The organism is Pantoea sp. JGM49 (assembly GCF_018257655.1).
Taxonomy (GTDB): Bacteria; Pseudomonadota; Gammaproteobacteria; order Enterobacterales; family Enterobacteriaceae; genus Pantoea; species Pantoea communis.
In genome coordinates this window covers 79,243-96,489 of record NZ_JAERJM010000003.1, presented here as the reverse complement: position 1 = coordinate 96,489, position 17,247 = coordinate 79,243, and the positions used below count along the sequence as shown (strand labels likewise).

The 17,247-nt window shown below is 56.3% G+C and carries 17 protein-coding genes; 13 read left to right on the top strand and 4 right to left on the bottom strand.

The genetic code is table 11. The features are described from left to right. The first annotated feature begins 60 nt into the window (after positions 1-60). From JK231_RS06475 to fruA, 4 genes are all read left to right on the top strand, one after another. Positions 61-315: a YkgJ family cysteine cluster protein gene (locus JK231_RS06475; RefSeq protein WP_097116606.1), complete on the top strand. Its 255-nt coding sequence runs from the start codon at positions 61-63 to the stop codon at positions 313-315. 276 nt (positions 316-591) lie between these two features. After that, entirely contained in the window at positions 592-1,722 is a 1,131-nt protein-coding gene (fruB, locus tag JK231_RS06470) for a fused PTS fructose transporter subunit IIA/HPr protein (protein ID WP_211728234.1), read from the top strand. Next, positions 1,719-2,657, top strand: coding sequence for a 1-phosphofructokinase (gene fruK / locus JK231_RS06465; protein WP_038645831.1), 939 nt, complete (start codon positions 1,719-1,721; stop codon positions 2,655-2,657). The genes fruB and fruK overlap by 4 nt, the downstream gene beginning before the upstream one ends. Positions 2,658-2,673: 16 nt before the next feature. Then, positions 2,674-4,368, top strand: a complete 1,695-nt coding sequence (gene fruA, locus JK231_RS06460) for a PTS fructose transporter subunit IIBC (protein ID WP_058962260.1) — start codon at positions 2,674-2,676, stop codon at positions 4,366-4,368. Positions 4,369-4,418: 50 nt separating this feature from the next. Here fruA and nfo read toward each other — a convergent pair whose 3' ends face one another. Further along, entirely contained in the window at positions 4,419-5,264 is an 846-nt protein-coding gene (gene nfo / locus JK231_RS06455; RefSeq protein ID WP_038649994.1) for a deoxyribonuclease IV, read from the bottom strand. A 229-nt stretch (positions 5,265-5,493) separates the two neighbouring features. Between nfo and JK231_RS06450 the strand changes: the two genes are divergently transcribed. From JK231_RS06450 to JK231_RS06425, 6 genes are all read left to right on the top strand, one after another. Further along, the gene (locus tag JK231_RS06450) at positions 5,494-5,811 is read left to right on the top strand and encodes a hypothetical protein (RefSeq protein WP_058962262.1); all 318 of its coding nucleotides are present in this window, start codon (positions 5,494-5,496) and stop codon (positions 5,809-5,811) included. A 120-nt stretch (positions 5,812-5,931) separates the two neighbouring features. Beyond that, a complete protein-coding gene (locus JK231_RS06445) occupies positions 5,932-6,309 on the top strand; it encodes a YkvA family protein (protein ID WP_034824950.1) in 378 nt (125 codons plus the stop codon). 9 nt (positions 6,310-6,318) lie between these two features. Then, on the top strand, positions 6,319-7,185 hold the full coding sequence (yieE, locus tag JK231_RS06440) for a DNA-binding transcriptional regulator YeiE (RefSeq protein WP_160869476.1): 867 nt from the start codon (positions 6,319-6,321) through the stop codon (positions 7,183-7,185). A gap of 137 nt (positions 7,186-7,322) precedes the next feature. Next, positions 7,323-8,789 (top strand): amino acid permease, encoded by a 1,467-nt coding sequence (locus JK231_RS06435; protein WP_034824946.1) that lies wholly within the window; start codon positions 7,323-7,325, stop codon positions 8,787-8,789. 173 nt (positions 8,790-8,962) lie between these two features. Continuing rightward, positions 8,963-10,042, top strand: coding sequence for an iron ABC transporter permease (locus JK231_RS06430; RefSeq protein ID WP_034824944.1), 1,080 nt, complete (start codon positions 8,963-8,965; stop codon positions 10,040-10,042). Then, the gene (locus JK231_RS06425; protein ID WP_034824935.1) at positions 10,042-10,830 is read left to right on the top strand and encodes an ABC transporter ATP-binding protein; all 789 of its coding nucleotides are present in this window, start codon (positions 10,042-10,044) and stop codon (positions 10,828-10,830) included. Before JK231_RS06430 ends, JK231_RS06425 begins: the two co-directional genes overlap by 1 nt. Positions 10,831-10,972: 142 nt before the next feature. On the opposite strand, the gene fghA is transcribed toward JK231_RS06425, so the two are convergent. Genes fghA through JK231_RS06410 form a run of 3 tightly spaced genes read right to left on the bottom strand, consistent with a single transcriptional unit; the run spans position 10,973 to position 13,910 of the window. Beyond that, a complete protein-coding gene (gene fghA, locus JK231_RS06420) occupies positions 10,973-11,815 on the bottom strand; it encodes an S-formylglutathione hydrolase (protein WP_034824933.1) in 843 nt (280 codons plus the stop codon). A 12-nt stretch (positions 11,816-11,827) separates the two neighbouring features. Next, the gene (locus JK231_RS06415) at positions 11,828-12,952 is read right to left on the bottom strand and encodes an S-(hydroxymethyl)glutathione dehydrogenase/class III alcohol dehydrogenase (protein WP_034824931.1); all 1,125 of its coding nucleotides are present in this window, start codon (positions 12,950-12,952) and stop codon (positions 11,828-11,830) included. A gap of 46 nt (positions 12,953-12,998) precedes the next feature. Continuing rightward, positions 12,999-13,910, bottom strand: coding sequence for a LysR family transcriptional regulator (locus JK231_RS06410; RefSeq protein ID WP_038645851.1), 912 nt, complete (start codon positions 13,908-13,910; stop codon positions 12,999-13,001). 104 nt (positions 13,911-14,014) lie between these two features. Here JK231_RS06410 and JK231_RS06405 point away from each other — a divergent pair, with 104 nt between their 5' ends. The 3 genes from JK231_RS06405 to yeiB all read left to right on the top strand — a co-directional run bounded on the left by JK231_RS06405 (position 14,015) and on the right by yeiB (position 17,148). Continuing rightward, positions 14,015-15,145 (top strand): YbfB/YjiJ family MFS transporter, encoded by a 1,131-nt coding sequence (locus JK231_RS06405; RefSeq protein ID WP_211728233.1) that lies wholly within the window; start codon positions 14,015-14,017, stop codon positions 15,143-15,145. 125 nt (positions 15,146-15,270) lie between these two features. Then, entirely contained in the window at positions 15,271-15,936 is a 666-nt protein-coding gene (gene folE / locus JK231_RS06400; protein WP_034824925.1) for a GTP cyclohydrolase I FolE, read from the top strand. Positions 15,937-15,987: 51 nt separating this feature from the next. Further along, positions 15,988-17,148, top strand: coding sequence for a DUF418 domain-containing protein YeiB (gene yeiB, locus JK231_RS06395; protein WP_097116614.1), 1,161 nt, complete (start codon positions 15,988-15,990; stop codon positions 17,146-17,148). Positions 17,149-17,247: the final 99 nt, after the last annotated feature.

Sequence of the window (17,247 nt, the reverse complement as noted above, 5' to 3'; positions counted from 1 at the left end):
GCGCATGGCATTCCCGTCATCAGCCTGCTATTGTCGCGACGAAATCCTCAGGAGCGCATGATGTATTGTCGTGACCAGTGCGGTGCCTGTTGCACAGCCCCCTCAATCTCTTCCCCGATTCCCGGCATGCCCCAGGGCAAACCGGCCAATACCCGCTGCGTTCAGCTGGATGACAATCAGCGCTGCAAAATTTTTGGTTCTCCGCTGCGTCCCGCAGTCTGTGCGGGTTTACAGCCCAGCGCAGAGATGTGCGGTAGCAGTCGCGAAGCCGCGATGACCTTCCTGTTACAACTCGAAGCAGATACCGCGCCTTAAATTGCTGACGCGGTGCTGAAGAATTTGCCTTATGTGACCCATGCGTTACAGCAATGACGTCAGCCGTACAGGCCTGAAAAATCTTAAATCCGATCTGAAGTGTGCGGAACATCAAAAATCTGCTACGCCGATCGCGCATTTTCTTGCCTGCTTTCTCATGCTGTACCATATTCCCTGAAACGTTTCAGCGTTGTCCTCTCGGTAACCCCCGAGAAGTACAGCGTAATTTTTCGCCATTAAGCTGAAACGATTCAATTTCAGCAAGCGAGGAGAAATATGTTCCAGCTCGACGTTCAGGCCATCCATACCGGTGCCAGTGCACAAAATAAAGAAGAGGCTATCCGTCAGGTTGCCGCTGCGTTAACCGCAGCCGGTAATGTGTCGGAAGGCTACGTTAACGGCATGCTGGCGCGCGAACAGCAGACCACCACTTTCCTGGGTAATGGTATTGCCATTCCGCATGGTACCACCGATACGCGCGATATGGTGCTGAAGACCGGCGTACAGGTTTATCAGTTCCCGCAGGGCGTGGAGTGGGGTGACGGGCAAACGGCTTATGTCGCCATCGGTATCGCGGCAAAATCAGATGAACATCTTGCGCTGCTGCGCCAGCTGACTCACGTATTGAGCGATGACAGTATCGCAGAGCAGTTGAAAACCGCCTCAGCCGAAGATCTCCGTGCCATCCTGATGGGTGAAAAGCAGGCGGCTGAGTTCAAATTCGATACCTCGCTGATTGCGGTTGACGTTGCAGCCAGCGATCTCATCACCTTGCAGGCGCTGAACGCTGGACGTTTACAGGCAGCAGGAGCTGTTGAAGCGGCGTTTGTGGCGGATGCGATTTCGCGTACGCCGCTGAGCCTCGGACAGGGCATCTGGCTGAGTGACAGCGCCAATGGCAACCTTGGTAGCGCCATTGCAGTCAGCCGTACCGCCACGCCATTCGTGCATCAGGGCGAGAATGTGGCGCTGCTGTTGACCGTGGCCGCCACTGACGATCGTCCGCTGGAAGTGCTGGGTTATCTGAGCAATCTGCTGCTGAGCAACAAAGCTGAACGTCTGATGAAAGCCGACGCGGCAGGCATCCTGGCGCTGCTGACCAGTGAAGTGGATGAAAGCGCGGATCAACTGGTGGCTGAATTTACTATCCGCAACGAGCACGGACTGCACGCACGTCCGGGTACTGCGCTGGTTACGGTCATTAAACAGTTCAACAGTGACATCACCGTCACCAACCTTGACGGCAGCGGCAAACCGGCCAACGGACGCAGCCTGATGAAAGTTGTCGCGCTGGGCGTGAAAAAAGGCCATCGCCTGCGCTTTACCGCCAGCGGTGAAGATGCACAGCAGGCGCTGAATGCCATCGAAGAGGCCATCAATTCTGGACTGGGCGAGGGGGTCGCATGAGCCGCCGCGTTGCCACAATCACATTGAATCCCGCTTACGATCTGGTGGGCTATACGCCAGAAATCGAACGTGGCGAAGTTAACCTGGTGAAAACCACCGGTCTGCACGCGGCGGGTAAAGGCATCAACGTTGCCAAAGTGCTGAAAGACCTGGGTATCGACGTCACCGTCGGTGGATTCCTCGGCAAAGAGAACCAGGATGGCTTCCAGCAGCTGTTCAGCGAGCTGGGTATCGCCAACCGTTTTCAGGTGGTGCAGGGCCGTACCCGCATCAACGTCAAGCTGACGGAAAAAGACGGTGAAGTCACCGATCTGAATTTCTCCGGCTTTAATGTCACCGCGCAGGATTGGGATCGCTTCACTGCCGATTCCCTGACCTGGCTGGGACAGTTCGACATGGTATGCGTCAGCGGCAGCTTGCCCGCGGGCGTGGCGCCCGAAGCGTTCACCAAATGGATGAGCGATCTGCGCACCCTGTGTCCGTGCATTATTTTCGACAGCAGTCGTGAAGCGCTGGTGGCGGGGCTGAAAGCCGCGCCGTGGCTGGTGAAGCCGAACCGTCGTGAACTGGAAATCTGGGCCGACCGCAAACTGCCAACCTTGCAGGATGTGATCGAAGCCGCGCATGAACTGCGTGAGCAGGGCATTGCCCATGTGGTGATTTCCCTTGGTGCGGAAGGCGCACTGTGGGTCAACGCCTCTGGCGAATGGATCGCCAAACCACCAGCCTGTGAAGTGGTCAGCACCGTAGGCGCGGGAGATTCAATGGTCGGCGGCCTGATTTACGGGCTGCTGATGCGTGAATCCAGCGAGCATACCTTGCGTCTGGCTACCGCAGTGGCTGCGATGGCGGTGAGCCAGAGCAACGTTGGTGTGACCGATCGTACCCAGTTGGCCGCGATGATGGCGCGCGTCGACTTACAACCCGTTAACTAACAGCAGGAGAGCGATAATGAAAACGCTGCTGATAAAAGATTCTTCACTGGGACTGGCATCAGGACATCTGGCTTTAGAACGTCTGCGCGCAACCGCAGCACAGGCTGGCCTGACGCTGACTGACAACGCGGCCGATGCTGAACTGGTATTGGTTGCTGGCCATGCTGTGCCGAACGATGCACAACTGGCAGGCAAATCCGTGGCGCTGGTCGATGTGCAGCAGGCGCTGCGCGATCCGCTGGCGGCCATTAATCAGGCTAAAGCCAGTGCCAAGGTCTGGCAGGCTGCCGCGGCGGTTACTGCTCCAGCTGCCGCTCAGAGCACCGGTCAGAAACGCATTGTCGCGGTTACCGCTTGCCCAACCGGCGTAGCGCACACCTTTATGGCGGCTGAGGCGATTCAGGCAGAAGCGACCAAGCGTGGCTGGTGGGTAAAAGTGGAAACCCGCGGTTCCGTGGGTGCAGGCAATGCCATCACCCCTGAAGAGGTGGCGGCGGCCGATCTGGTGATCGTGGCAGCAGATATCGATGTGGACCTGGCGAAGTTCGCTGGCAAGCCGATGTACCGCACCTCAACCAGCCTGGCGCTGAAGAAAACCGCGCAGGAACTGGATAAAGCGCAGGTTGAAGCCAAAACCTATCAACCGAGCGGCAACGCGTCAGCCAGCACGCAAAGCGACAGCAAAGAGAAAGCCGGTGCTTATCGTCACCTGCTGACCGGCGTGTCCTACATGCTGCCGATGGTGGTAGCGGGTGGTTTGAGCATCGCGCTCTCCTTTGCCTTTGGTATCACCGCATTTAAAGAGCAGGGCACCTTAGCGGCTGCGCTGATGCAGATTGGTGGCGGCAGTGCCTTCGCGCTGATGGTACCGGTGCTGGCCGGCTTTATTGCTTTCTCGATTGCCGACCGTCCGGGTCTGACCCCAGGTCTGATTGGCGGTATGATCGCCACCAGCATTAACGCCGGTTTCCTTGGCGGTATCATCGCCGGTTTCATTGCCGGTTACGCCGCGAAGATGCTGAGCAGCAAAGTTAAACTGCCGCAAAGTATGGAAGCGTTAAAACCGATCCTGATCATTCCGCTGGTAGCGAGTTTAATTACCGGCCTGCTGATGATTTACGTGGTGGGTAAACCTGTTGCGGGCATCATGAGCGGTCTGACGCACTGGCTGGCAAACATGGGCACCGCCAATGCGGTACTACTGGGCGCGATCCTTGGTGGCATGATGTGTACCGACATGGGTGGTCCGGTAAACAAAGTGGCGTACGCCTTCGGTGTCGGCCTGCTGAGTTCGCAAACCTATGCGCCGATGGCCGCGATCATGGCCGCCGGTATGGTGCCACCGTTAGCGATGGGCCTGGCAACAATTGTTGCACGTCGTAAGTTCAACAAAGGTCAGCAGGAAGGGGGCAAAGCGGCACTGGTGCTCGGCTTGTGCTTCATCTCTGAAGGTGCAATTCCGTTTGCGGCGCGTGACCCTATGCGTGTGCTGCCTTGCTGCATCGTCGGCGGTGCAATCACTGGCGCGGTATCCATGTTGGTTGGCGCGAAACTGATGGCACCTCACGGTGGTCTGTTTGTACTGCTGATCCCGGGTGCAATCACCCCGGTGCTGGGTTACCTGATGTCGATTGTGATTGGTACCGCAGTGGCTGGCCTCGGTTACGCGATTCTGAAACGTCCGGAAGAAGAGCTGGCGAAAGCCGCGTAATTTTCACGGGTTAAAAAAAGGGAGCTGCGGCTCCCTTTTTGCTGTCTGTTTTAAGCCTGTTGTTCCGACTTCAGCCACGCAATCTCATCTTTCCAGATATCCGGATTGATGGTTTCCAGAATCATTGGGATGCCATCAAAGCGCTTATCCTTCATCAGCCAGCTAAACACCGTCTTGCCAATGTTGCCTTCACCTAAGCTGTGGTGGCGATCCACACGGCTGCCGAGCGTGCTTTTGGCGTCATTCAGGTGCATGCCGCGCAGGAACTGGAAACCAACGATGCGTTCGAATTCGGCGAAGGTCTCCACGCAGGCTTCTTCTGTCCGCAGATCGTAGCCGCCAGCAAATGCATGGCAGGTATCGATACACACACCGACGCGTGATTTATCTTCGACGTGCTCGATAATGGTGGCGAGGTGTTCGAAACGGAAACCGAGATTGCTACCCTGACCCGCGGTGTTCTCAATTACTGCCACCACGTTGTGGGTCTGATCCAGCGCGATATTGATCGATTCGGCGATGCGCTTCAGGCAGGCCTCTTCTTCAATCTGCTTCAGGTGACTGCCAGGGTGGAAATTCAGCAACGTTAGCCCCAACTGCTCGGCGCGCTGCATCTCATCCAGAAACGCCTCTCGGGATTTCTCCAGCGCATCCATCACCGGATGGCCAAGGTTAATCAGGTAGCTGTCATGCGGCAAAATCTGCGCGGAAGTGAAGTTGTATTTCTCACAGGCGGTTTTGAAGGCATCAATCACTTCACCTGAAAGCGGGGCGGCTTTCCACTGGCGCTGATTTTTGGTGAACAGCGCAAAGGCTGTGGCTTCGAGTTCGTGGGCACGGATAACTGCCTGGTCTACGCCGCCTGATGCACTGACGTGTGCGCCGATATATTTCATGCCGCTCTCCTGGTTGGCGATTGCTGCTGCAAAGGGCACATCATAGCGGATGCGCTACCGCCATGAAATGTTGCATCGCTCGTGGGGAGAAAAACGGCACGGGTAAACACCTATCCAAATTATCAACACACCTACCAAAGTTAGCAGGTGCGCTTTTTTTCTGGTTAACTATAGTTTAACAAATTAGAAACTTTTAACTATAACCATGAAAACAGCTTATAGAAGTACTTTGGATACCGCTTTACAGCATGAAAAATTCAACGTAATCCATAAATTAACTTTAGGTAAAACCAATGCAGTGACCCTTTTTTATAATGGTCATGGCGCTGTCGGCTTCACGCTCGCCGTGCCCGATAGCGACAACTCGCTGGTCCATTTTTATCGTTATGGAGTCAATAACAGCGATCCGAAAAAGTTGTACCGCTCTGAATGCCTCTATTCCCGCCGGGAAAACTTTGGCTATCAGGACTGGTTGATTCGCACCATTACCGATGAGTTCACGGCCTGTGACACAGAACTGGAAGAACTGATCGGTATGAAAGCCTGACACACACTCCGCCGACAATCTCATGGCGGCTGCTAGCCTGCGCATATACCCGACTGGTTTAAAAGTTAAATTGGTAATATATTGTCCATTGACCAGTATAACTAATAAGGAAGAGTCGGGATGTTGAAGCGCTTGCGCCGCTGGGCACGCTTAATTAAACGCGATGTGCTCACGCTGTGGTTTGCCTGCCGCGATCCGCGTACCCCCTGGTGGTTTAAGCTGCTGGCATTTGGCATTGTCGCCTATGCACTCAGCCCCATCGATCTCATTCCTGATTTCATTCCCATTATCGGCTTACTCGACGATGCCATCATCGTCCCGCTGGGTGTGATCATCCTGCTGCGTTTGCTTCCGCGTGAAATTCGCATCAGCAGTGCAGAACGGGCTGATGTCCAGCGGGCACGCGGCAAAAAGATTGTCAGCTGGGCTGGATTCTTCCTGACGGTGATCGTCTGGTTAGCGGTGGTGGCTTATCTTGTGAAGCGTTACGCAATGTGAGGAGGGCGCATGCATATCACGCTGCGTCAGATTGAAGTCTTTACCGAAGTGTTGAAAAGCGGTTCAACCACGCAGGCCTCGCAGGTGTTGGCCCTGTCGCAATCAGCGGTGAGTGCGGCGCTGGCCGATCTGGAAAACCAACTCGGGGTACAACTGTTCGATCGCGTCGGCAAACGACTAGCCCTGAACGAGCATGGTCGTTTGCTCTATCCACGCGCGGTCGGATTGCTGGAACAGGCCGGCGAGATCGAACAGCTGTTTAAAGAGGATAATGGCGCCATTCGTCTGTTTGCCAGTAGCACTATCGGCAACTACTTACTGCCAGGGATGATCGCCGCCTATCGTCGTGACTTCCCCACGCTGCCGCTCGAACTGAGCGTCGGCAACAGCCAGGATGCGATTAACGCAGTGGCGGATTTCCGTGTGGATATCGGCCTGATTGAAGGGCCGTGTCACGAGCCGGATATCGTTAGCGAAGCATGGCTGGAAGATGAACTGGTGGTGTTTGCCGCGCCTGATGCTGACATCCTGCAACAGCCGATCACGCTGGCATCACTGGCGGCCGCCCCCTGGATCCTGCGTGAGCGCGGTTCGGGCACGCGTGAAATTGTTGATTACCTGCTGTTGTCTCACCTGCCGCAGTTTCAACTCGGCATGGAGCTGGGCAATTCTGAAGCAATCAAACATGCGGTGCGTCACGGCATGGGCATCAGCTGTTTATCGCGCCGGGTGATCAGCGATCTGCTGGAGGCGGGCACGCTGGTGGAAGTGGCTGTGCCGTTACCACGTCTGACGCGCACGCTGTATCGCATTCATCATCGGCAGAAGCATTTGTCGAAAGCGCTAAGCCGATTTCTCTCCTATTGCCGCGAGTAATCGCGGCTGTCATAACGTAAACGGCTAATAATTTCGCGCCGATTATGAAGGTAACTAATAACCCGACGTGAATGCTATACAGCCTGGGGTTAGCTGCTACAATCGCGCCTTATTTTTATCCGGCATAGCGTTTACACATGCATAATGACTCAAAAACAACACAACAACCTGGGCTGCGCCGTGAATTAAAAGCGCGCCATCTCACCATGATCGCCATCGGCGGTTCCATTGGCACCGGCCTGTTTGTCGCCTCGGGTGCCACCATTTCTCAGGCAGGTCCCGGTGGCGCATTACTCTCTTACGCGCTGATTGGCCTGATGGTTTACTTCCTGATGACCAGCCTCGGCGAACTGGCGGCGTTTATGCCGGTTTCTGGCTCCTTCGCCACTTACGGCTCTAAATACGTTGAAGAAGGCTTCGGCTTCGCGCTGGGCTGGAACTACTGGTACAACTGGGCGGTCACCATCGCCGTTGATCTCGTCGCCTCGCAACTAGTGATGAACTACTGGTTCCCGGATACGCCGGGCTGGATCTGGAGCGCGCTGTTCCTTGGGCTGATGTTCCTGCTTAACTACATTTCCGTCAAAGGCTTCGGCGAAGCGGAATACTGGTTCTCGCTGATCAAAGTTGCCACCGTCATCATCTTTATCGTGGTGGGTGTGCTGATGATCGTCGGCATTATGCGCGGTGCAGAAAACGCCGGCTGGCATAACTGGACCGTGGGCGACGCACCTTTTGCCGGCGGTTTTGCCGCGATGATTGGCGTGGCAATGATTGTCGGCTTCTCGTTCCAGGGTACAGAGTTGATCGGCATCGCAGCCGGTGAATCACAGGATCCCGCGAAAAATATTCCACGCGCCGTGCGTCAGGTGTTCTGGCGTATTCTGCTGTTCTATATCTTTGCGATTCTGATAATCAGCCTGATTCTGCCGTACACCGATCCGAAACTGCTGCATAACGATGTCACCGATATCGCCATCAGCCCGTTCACGCTGGTGTTCCAGAATGCCGGATTACTGTCGGCAGCGGCAGTGATGAACGCGGTGATCCTGACGGCGGTGCTGTCAGCGGGTAACTCAGGCATGTACGCTTCAACGCGCATGCTGTTCAACCTGGCGCAGGAAGGCAAAGCCCCACGTATTTTTGCCAAACTGTCGAAAGGCGGTGTGCCGCGTAATGCCCTGATTGCCACCACCGTGGTAGCGGGTTTATGCTTCCTGAGCTCGAAGTTCGGCAACCAGGAAGTCTATCTGTGGTTGCTGAATACCTCAGGCATGACCGGCTTTATCGCCTGGCTGGGTATTGCGATTAGCCACTATCGCTTCCGTCGCGGCTACGTGGCGCAAGGGCATGATTTAGCGGCTCTGCCATACCGTTCCGGCTTCTTTCCGCTCGGTCCGATTTTCGCCTTCGTGCTGTGCCTGATTATTACACTGGGTCAGAACTACCAGGCGTTTCTGGCGGATCGTATTGACTGGTATGGCGTGGCGGCGACCTACATCGGCATTCCGCTGTTCCTGCTGATTTGGCTCGGTTACAAGCTGGCACGTGGCTCGCGCTTCGTGAAGTACAGCGAAATGGAATTCCCGACGTTTAAAGAGTAATGCGTTAAACGTGGGTGACATAACGCCGCTACCTTTGACTAGTGGCGTTTTTTTTGGCAAAGATGAACCGTGTTACAACGTTTTGGGCTTTGTCATACAGATATAATTGATAATTATTATCACCTGCACTATTGTGGCTGCCGTTATGATTTCGATAAGAAACAGGTAGAACAATGCAGACCACGGATTCCGCGCTGCTGGCGGAAAATAACCGCGAAGCCGATACCATGACGCGTTATCGTCAGGTATTACGTCAGCGCCTGATGCTGATTGGCGTACTGGTGCTGGCAATACTGGCGTCAGTGATTCTTGATTTCACGCTTGGCCCGGCTGGGCTCTCCCTTGATACCCTGTGGCAAACGCTCACCCATCCTGATGCGGTGGATGCGGGCACGCGCGTGATCGTCTGGGATATCCGCTTACCTTATGCGTTGATGGCTGTCGTCGTCGGCTTTTCGCTGGGTCTGGCGGGTGCTGAGATGCAAACTATCCTCAATAACCCGTTGGCGAGTCCGTTTACGCTCGGCGTCTCTTCAGCGGCCGCTTTCGGCGCGGCGCTGGCAATTATTCTCGGCATCGGTATTCCCGGTGTGCCAGACCAGTGGTTTATCTCGGCGAACGCCTTTGTGTTTGCGCTGTTTGCCGCACTGATGCTGGATGGCGTGACGCGCTGGACCAAAGTGTCCACTTCAGGCGTGGTGCTGTTCGGCATCGCGCTGGTGTTCACCTTCAACGCGCTGGTCTCGATGATGCAGTTTATCGCCAGTGAAGATACCTTGCAGGGCCTGGTGTTCTGGACCATGGGCAGCCTGGCGCGTGCTTCGTGGGAAAAACTCGGTGTGCTCACGGCGGCTTTCGCCATCCTGATCCCGTTCTCGATGCTAAGCAGCTGGAAACTGACCGCGCTGCGCCTGGGTGAAGATCGTGCGGTGAGTTTCGGCATTGATGTGCGCCGTTTGCGTCTGGCGACGCTACTGCGCATCAGTATTCTCTCCGCGCTGGCGGTGGCTTTTGTCGGGCCGATTGGCTTTATTGGTCTGGTGGCACCGCACATCGCTCGCATGATGTTTGGTGAAGATCACCGCTACTATCTGCCGGCCAGTGCGTTGGTCGGTGCACTGGTGCTGTCACTGGCCTCGGTAGCGTCGAAGAACCTGATTCCAGGCGTGATCATTCCAGTGGGTATCGTCACTTCACTGGTTGGCGTGCCATTCTTCCTGAGTATTATTCTGCGTCATCGGGGGACGGTGTAATGGAACAGGGATTAGGTCTCAGCCATTTCTACGCCGGTTATCCGAAGCGTAAAGTCATTGAAGATCTCAACGTGCCGATGCTGCCACGCGGCAAAATCACCGTACTACTTGGACCTAACGGCTGCGGTAAGTCTACCTTGCTGCGCGCACTGGCGGGCCTGAGCAAAGGGCAGGGCGAACTGTGGTTGAATGGCGAAGAGCTGATGTCACAGCCGTTTGCCCGTCGTGCCCAGCGTGTGGTGTATCTGCCGCAAAGTTTGCCGGCAGGCGTGCATCTGCATGTGCTGGAGTCAATCATCGTGGCGCAACGTGCGTCCGGTGGCTTACACAGCGCATCAAGTGAAGCCGAGATTATGCATCTGCTGGAACAGCTGGGCATTGCCCACTTAGCGATGCGTTATCTGGACCAGTTATCGGGTGGGCAGAAACAGCTGGTGGGTCTGGCGCAATCGCTGATTCGCCGTCCGGAACTGCTGCTGCTGGATGAACCGCTGAGTGCGCTCGATCTCAATTACCAGTTCCACGTAATGGATTTAGTACGTCGCGAAACCCGCCTGCGCAATATCGTCACGGTAGTGGTGGTGCATGATATCAACATTGCACTGCGTCATGCCGATCATGCGTTGATGCTGAAAGAGGGCACCTTGCTGGCTGACGGCGAGCCGTCACAGGTGATCACGCCGGACACATTGGCGCAGGTGTATGGTGTGCGCGGGCGTATTGAACACTGCTCGCAGGGCATGCCGCAGGTGATGATCGATGGGCTGGTGGCGGAATCGCTGGCTTAAACCTCGCAAAAGACGCTTAAGCTCAACATCAAGAGAAGCTGAGGATGAATGTTGGTGCGGCTTTTAGCCAATCACAGTCAGCCATAGCCAAAAAAGGGCGCACCTGGTGCGCCCTTACTGTCTCCACATCAACTGACGTGAACTACACCAACAGATGCTTCGCGTGGAACCGTAGATGGTCCTCGACAAAGCTGGCGATAAAGAAGTAGCTGTGGTCATAGCCCGGCTGCACGCGCAGCTCCAGCGGAAAACCTTGCTCACGCGCTACCGCTTCGAGGCGATCCGGACGCAGCTGATCGGCGAGGAACTGATCGCTATCTCCCTGATCGATCAGAATCGGTAAGCGCTGTTCCACTTCACGCATCAGCAGGCAACTGTCCCACTCGCGCCAGGTCTGGCGATCTTCACCCAGATAGGCGGTGAAAGCTTTTTGTCCCCACGGCACTTCGGTTGGATTGACGATTGGAGCGAACGCGGATGCCGAAGCAAAACGTCCACCCTGACGCAACGCCAATACCAGCGCGCCATGGCCGCCCATTGAATGCCCCATTACCGACTGACGATCGCTCACTTTGAAATTGTCCGCCACCAGGGCCGGCAACTCCTCGCTGAGATAATCGAACATACGATAGTGCGCCGCCCAGGGCTGCTGCGTGGCGTTGAGGTAAAAACCTGCGCCCTGACCGAGATCGTAACCGCTGTCGTTGGCCACTTCGTCACCGCGCGGGCTGGTGTCCGGCATAATCAGCACCAGGCCCAGCTCAGCGGCAACACGCTGCGCACCGGCTTTGGTGGTGAAGTTCTCGTCGCTACAGGTCAGTCCGGCGAGAAACCATACCACCGGCGGCGGTGTGTCATCCTGCGGTGGCGGCAGGAAAATGCTGAAGGTCATCGGGCAGTTCAGCACCGCCGACTGATGACGCCAGCGCTGCTGCCAGCCGCCGAAGATACGATGTTCTTCCAGCAGTTCCAGAGTGGATGCCATAACGCCTCCTTTTTACTTGTTAAAATGCACAACCGAACGAATGGATTTCCCTTCGTGCATCAGATCAAAGGCTTCGTTAATCTCTTCCAGTGGCATGGTGTGCGTGATGAAATCGTTCAGCGCGAACTTACCGTCCAGATAATCCTGTACGATGCCCGGCAGCTGGGTACGGCCTTTCACGCCACCAAACGCCGAACCGCGCCATACGCGACCGGTCACTAACTGGAACGGACGCGTGGAAATCTCTTCACCGGCACCGGCTACGCCGATAATCACTGACTCGCCCCAGCCTTTGTGGCAGCACTCCAGCGCGGAACGCATCACGTTCACGTTACCGATGCACTCAAAGGAGAAGTCCACGCCGCCGTCGGTCAGTTCAACGATCACATCCTGAATCGGCTTATCGTAATCTTTCGGGTTGATCAGATCGGTGGCACCCAGTTTGCGCGCCAGATCGAATTTGCTGGTGTTGAGGTCGATACCGATGATGCGACCGGCCTTCGCCATTTTCGCGCCAATGATCGCCGACAAACCAATGCCGCCGAGGCCGAAAATCGCCACGGTATCGCCTTCTTTCACTTTGGCGGTATTCATCACGGCGCCCATGCCGGTGGTCACGCCGCAGCCCAGCAGGCACACTTCTTCCAGAGGCGCTTCTTTGCTGATCACCGCCAGTGAGATTTCCGGTACCACGGTGTACTCAGAGAAAGTTGAAGTCCCCATGTAGTGGAAGATGGGCTTGCCGTCTTTGAAGAAACGGGTGGTGCCATCTGGCATCAAACCTTTACCCTGGGTGGAGCGGATCGCCTGGCACAGGTTAGTTTTGCCTGACAGACAGAACTTACATTTGCCGCACTCTGGGGTGTAAAGCGGGATCACGTGATCGCCGACCGCCACGCTGGTGACGCCTTCGCCCACCGCTTCCACCACGCCGCCGCCTTCGTGACCGAGGATCGCCGGGAACACGCCTTCCGGATCTTTACCGGACAGGGTGTAAGCATCGGTGTGGCACACCCCGGTGGCGACGATGCGCACTAACACTTCACCTTTCTGCGGTGGCATTAGATCCACTTCTTCAATTTTCAGCGGTTCGCCCGCTGCCCAGGCAACGGCAGCGCGGGTTTTAATCATGTTCATGCAATCCCTCTTCTTCAGATGTCGTGATTTACTTAAAATTAAAAACTCACTCAGCGGTTTGCAGCGGATGCAGCAACTCATCGTTAAGTGGGCGGTCGTCAAACATTTCAATAATCAAATACTTCAGCGCTTCCACGTTGGGTGTGAAGGCATCGCGGCGCCACATCAGCCAGGTGGCGGTATCGCGATAAGCGGGTGGCAGTGCATGCTCCTGCACGCGCGCGCGGCCGGGCATCTGCGTCAGGACCGACGCCGGAATCATTGCCACGCCCGCACCGCCTGCCACACACGCCACCATCGCGTGGTAAGACTGAATCTCCATCACGCTTTTCGGTGAGGTCTGGCTTTCGCGATACCAGGACTCCAGTTTGGTGCGATACGAACAGCTGTTACCAAAGGCAAACAGCGTGTCATGCTGCGTGTCGCGGGCGCTGGTAATCGGGTCGTGATCGAGACTGGTGATCAGCACCATCTCCTCGCGAAAGGCGATGCAGCCGTTGAGATCATCATGGGTGGCTGGGCCATCCACCAGCGCGGCCGCCAGCGTACCGGCGCGCACTTTATCGATGATATCGCCCGAGGTGCCCGTCACCAGCGATAGCGCCACATTGGGAAATCGTTGATGATAAGCCGCCAGCAGACCAGGAAGACGGGTCGCGGCGGTGCTCTCCATCGAACCAAAAGCAAAGTTCCCGCCCGGTTCTCCGGCACGGGCCATATTCAGCGCCTCATCGCTCAGGCTAAGGATGCGCTGAGCATAATTGAGGAAATTGTGGCCCATTGGCGACAATCGAATACGCTGCTTCTCACGGATAAACAGGTCGACGCCAATCTCTTCTTCCAACTGGCGCAGACGAGTGGTGAGATTAGAGGGCACGCGATGCAATAGCTCCGCGGCGCGCGCCAGCGAACCGGTTTCGGCCACAGAACAGAACATGCGGAGTTGTACTAAATCCATATTCTCTTTCCGTAAACAACTTGGTTAATATTATTCACTTTTCGTGAGTGTAATCGTCATGCATGCTAATAACAAGTGCTAAAAGAATCTGAACGGGAGTGGGAATGGCGTTTCGTGTCGCGCTGAGCGCGTTTTTAAGTTTAGTGGTTGCGATGGGGATTGGGCGATTTGCTTTCACCCCGCAGGTGCCATTGATGATTCAGGACCATCAGTTAACGCTGACCAGCGCCAGTCTGGTGGCGGCGCTCAACTATCTTGGTTATCTGTGTGGCTCCTTTGATGCCATGCGCGCGCATAAGCGTGTCGAATGGCGGCTGCAGGCTGGCGTGTGGGGCGCGGTGATTCTGACGCTGCTGTCTGCCTGCGTCAGCGGGCCGTGGCTGCACGGTTTGATCCGCTTTGTGATTGGCGGTGCCAGCGGTTGGGCCATGGTGCTAATCGCTGCTTGGAGTAATGAGCAACTGCTGCATCATGGACGGCCAGGCTTGTCGGCGGCGGTGTTTGCCGGACCCGGCACCGGGATTTTCATCAGCGGAATGCTGGCGGTGGCGCTGCATGCCAGCGGGGCCAGCGCGGCACTGGGCTGGGCGGCTTATGGTTTGCTGGCGCTGCTGTTCATCGCCGCCATTGCGCGTTTTTTACCGCGCACGGGACAGTTACATCGTCCCGATCAGGCGCCTGCGCCGCTGGTGCTCAACGGTAACCTGAAACGCCTGGTACTGAGCTACAGTCTCGCCGGTTTTGGTTATATTCTGCCCGCAACCTTCTTATCGCAGATGACCGCCGCGCGTTTCCCGGACAGTGCGCTGGCGCAGTTTGTCTGGCCGGTGTTTGGCGGTGCGGCGGTGATCGGCATTGTGCTCGGCATTTTGACGCGGCGCTGGGGCAGCAGCCATCTGCGGCTGGCAGTGGTGCTCTGGGCGCAGGCTTTGGGCGTGATCTCCGCCATTGTCCTGCCAGGGCTGGATGGGCTGTTGATTAGCGCGCTGTTAGTTGGCGGCGGATTCTTATGTGTGGTGCAGCTGACACTGCAATACGGTCGCGAGCTGGCGCCGCATCACGCGCGCTATCTGGCCGGTCTGCTGACCACCGGCTACGCAGTCGGTCAATTGGGCGGGCCGTTGCTGTCATGGATCGCCAGTTTGCTGTGGCACCGCCTCGATCCTGCCTTGTGGGTAGCGGGTGGTGCACTGATTCTGGCGGGCTTACTGGTGTTACGCCGTTCGGCACCATGAAAAGCTTTCATCTCCGATTGGATTGATTGCTGGATTACGCGCGCGTTGTGTTTCACAATACGCGCTCAGAATTTCCCCCGCAGGCGACGATCTGCGGGCGCATCACCTGCCGGAGAAAGAGTACGATGAGCACCTTAAGTCAGGAAGCCGCCCTGGTTCACGAAGCGCTGCTGGCGCGTGGCCTGGAAACGCCGTTACGCGCCCCGGTGCGCGAGATGGATGACGAAACCCGCAAGCGTGAAATCGCCGGTCATATGACCCAAATCATGCAGCTGCTGAATCTGGATCTGGAAGATGACAGCCTGATGGAGACGCCACATCGCATCGCCAAGATGTACGTGGACGAGATCTTCTCAGGCCTCGATTACGCCAACTTCCCGAAAATCACCGTCATCGAAAACAAGATGAAGGTGGATGAGATGGTCACCGTGCGTGATATCACCCTGACCAGCACCTGTGAGCACCACTTCGTGATTATCGACGGTAAAGCCACCGTCGCTTATATCCCGAAAGAGAAGGTGATTGGTCTGTCGAAGATCAACCGCATCGTGCAGTTCTTTGCCCAGCGTCCACAGGTGCAAGAGCGCTTAACCCAGCAAGTGCTGGTGGCGCTGCAAACTTTGCTTGGCACCAACAACGTGGCGGTGTCGATTGATGCGGTGCACTACTGCGTGAAAGCGCGTGGCGTGAAAGATGCCACCAGCGCCACCACCACCACATCACTGGGTGGCCTGTTCAAGTCCAGCCAGAATACGCGCCAGGAGTTCTTACGCGCGGTGCGTCACAGCTAATCCTTTGGGCGGCTTATTGCCGCCCGTTTTCTCTCTCCGTCAGGTCACTCGATGCAACGCTATCTTGCGCTGGATTTCATTCGTGGTTGCGCCATTCTCGGCATTCTGCTGCTCAATATCGTGGGTTTTGGCTTGCCATCGGCTGCCTATCTCAATCCGGCGTGGCAGGGCACTATCTCGCTTTCCGATGCCTGGACCTGGGCGATCATGGATGGCCTGGCGCAACTGAAATTCCTCACGCTGTTTGCGCTGTTGTTCGGTGGTGGCCTGTGTCTGCAGATCCCGCGTGGCAGTCGCTGGATGTCGGCGCGCCTGACGTTGCTGGTGCTGCTGGGTTTTATTCACAGCATCTTCTTCTGGGAAGGGGATATCCTGCTGGATTACGGTCTGACCGGGCTGATTATCTGGCGGATGCTGCGTGAAGTGCCTTCGGACAAAGCTCTGCTGCAAACTGGCGTGTTGCTTTACCTGATCGGTTGCGGCGTACTGCTGGTATTTTGGGGCATTTCCAGCCCGGAACCGGGCCGTTCGTGGCTGCCGGGTGCTGCCGATATCGAGTATGAAAGCTACTGGAAACTGGTCGGCGGCTGGGAAGCGATTCAGAACCGCCTCGACCATCTTTCATCCGGCTTGATGGCGCTGGCCGCGCAGTACGGCTGGCAGCTGGCGGGATTGATGCTGATTGGCGCGGCGTTGATGCGCAGCGGCTGGCTGAAAGGCGAGTTCAGCGTGCAGCACTATCGTCGCTCGGCCGCGCTGCTGCTGACGATCGGCTGGCTGATAGCCATTCCCGGCATTGTGGCGCAATGGTTACTGGACTGGGAGTTTCGCTGGAGCGGCTTCTTACTGCAGGTGCCGCGCGATCTCGCCAGCCCGTTTATCAGTCTCGGCTATGCGGCGCTCTGTTTTGGCTTCTGGCCGCAAATCGGTGCCACACGTTTCAGTTATGCGCTGCAATGCGTTGGCCGCATGGCACTCAGCAACTACCTGTTACAGACGCTGATCTGCACCACGCTGTTCTATCGCTTCAATCTGTTCCTCAAGTTTGATCGCCTGCATCTGCTGGCACTGGTCCCGGCTATCTGGTTGGTTAACATCCTGTTTTCTGTACTCTGGCTGCGCTTTTTCCCGCAGGGCCCAATGGAGTGGATCTGGCGCAAACTGACACGTCTCGCCGCCGGCAAAACGGAACCTTCCTCCCGCATCAGATAATGATGTTCATCACAAAGGTTGCAGATTTGTATGTAACCGTTTTCATCTGTGTGACGTGATTCACGCAGCTGAATAAAATGCCCTGACAAAATAGCGCCG

Bases quoted from the DNA above. Each gene is read 5' to 3' on its own strand.
- JK231_RS06475 (WP_097116606.1), top strand. From the start codon at position 61: ATGTATTGTCGTGACCAGTGCGGTGCCTGTTGCACAGCCCCCTCAATC.
- fruB (WP_211728234.1), top strand. From the start codon at position 592: ATGTTCCAGCTCGACGTTCAGGCCATCCATACCGGTGCCAGTGCACAA.
- fruK (WP_038645831.1), top strand. From the start codon at position 1,719: ATGAGCCGCCGCGTTGCCACAATCACATTGAATCCCGCTTACGATCTG.
- fruA (WP_058962260.1), top strand. From the start codon at position 2,674: ATGAAAACGCTGCTGATAAAAGATTCTTCACTGGGACTGGCATCAGGA.
- nfo (WP_038649994.1), bottom strand. From the start codon at position 5,264: ATGAAATATATCGGCGCACACGTCAGTGCATCAGGCGGCGTAGACCAG.
- JK231_RS06445 (WP_034824950.1), top strand. From the start codon at position 5,932: ATGTTGAAGCGCTTGCGCCGCTGGGCACGCTTAATTAAACGCGATGTG.
- yieE (WP_160869476.1), top strand. From the start codon at position 6,319: ATGCATATCACGCTGCGTCAGATTGAAGTCTTTACCGAAGTGTTGAAA.
- JK231_RS06435 (WP_034824946.1), top strand. From the start codon at position 7,323: ATGCATAATGACTCAAAAACAACACAACAACCTGGGCTGCGCCGTGAA.
- JK231_RS06430 (WP_034824944.1), top strand. From the start codon at position 8,963: ATGCAGACCACGGATTCCGCGCTGCTGGCGGAAAATAACCGCGAAGCC.
- JK231_RS06425 (WP_034824935.1), top strand. From the start codon at position 10,042: ATGGAACAGGGATTAGGTCTCAGCCATTTCTACGCCGGTTATCCGAAG.
- fghA (WP_034824933.1), bottom strand. From the start codon at position 11,815: ATGGCATCCACTCTGGAACTGCTGGAAGAACATCGTATCTTCGGCGGC.
- JK231_RS06415 (WP_034824931.1), bottom strand. From the start codon at position 12,952: ATGAACATGATTAAAACCCGCGCTGCCGTTGCCTGGGCAGCGGGCGAA.
- JK231_RS06410 (WP_038645851.1), bottom strand. From the start codon at position 13,910: ATGGATTTAGTACAACTCCGCATGTTCTGTTCTGTGGCCGAAACCGGT.
- JK231_RS06405 (WP_211728233.1), top strand. From the start codon at position 14,015: ATGGCGTTTCGTGTCGCGCTGAGCGCGTTTTTAAGTTTAGTGGTTGCG.
- folE (WP_034824925.1), top strand. From the start codon at position 15,271: ATGAGCACCTTAAGTCAGGAAGCCGCCCTGGTTCACGAAGCGCTGCTG.
- yeiB (WP_097116614.1), top strand. From the start codon at position 15,988: ATGCAACGCTATCTTGCGCTGGATTTCATTCGTGGTTGCGCCATTCTC.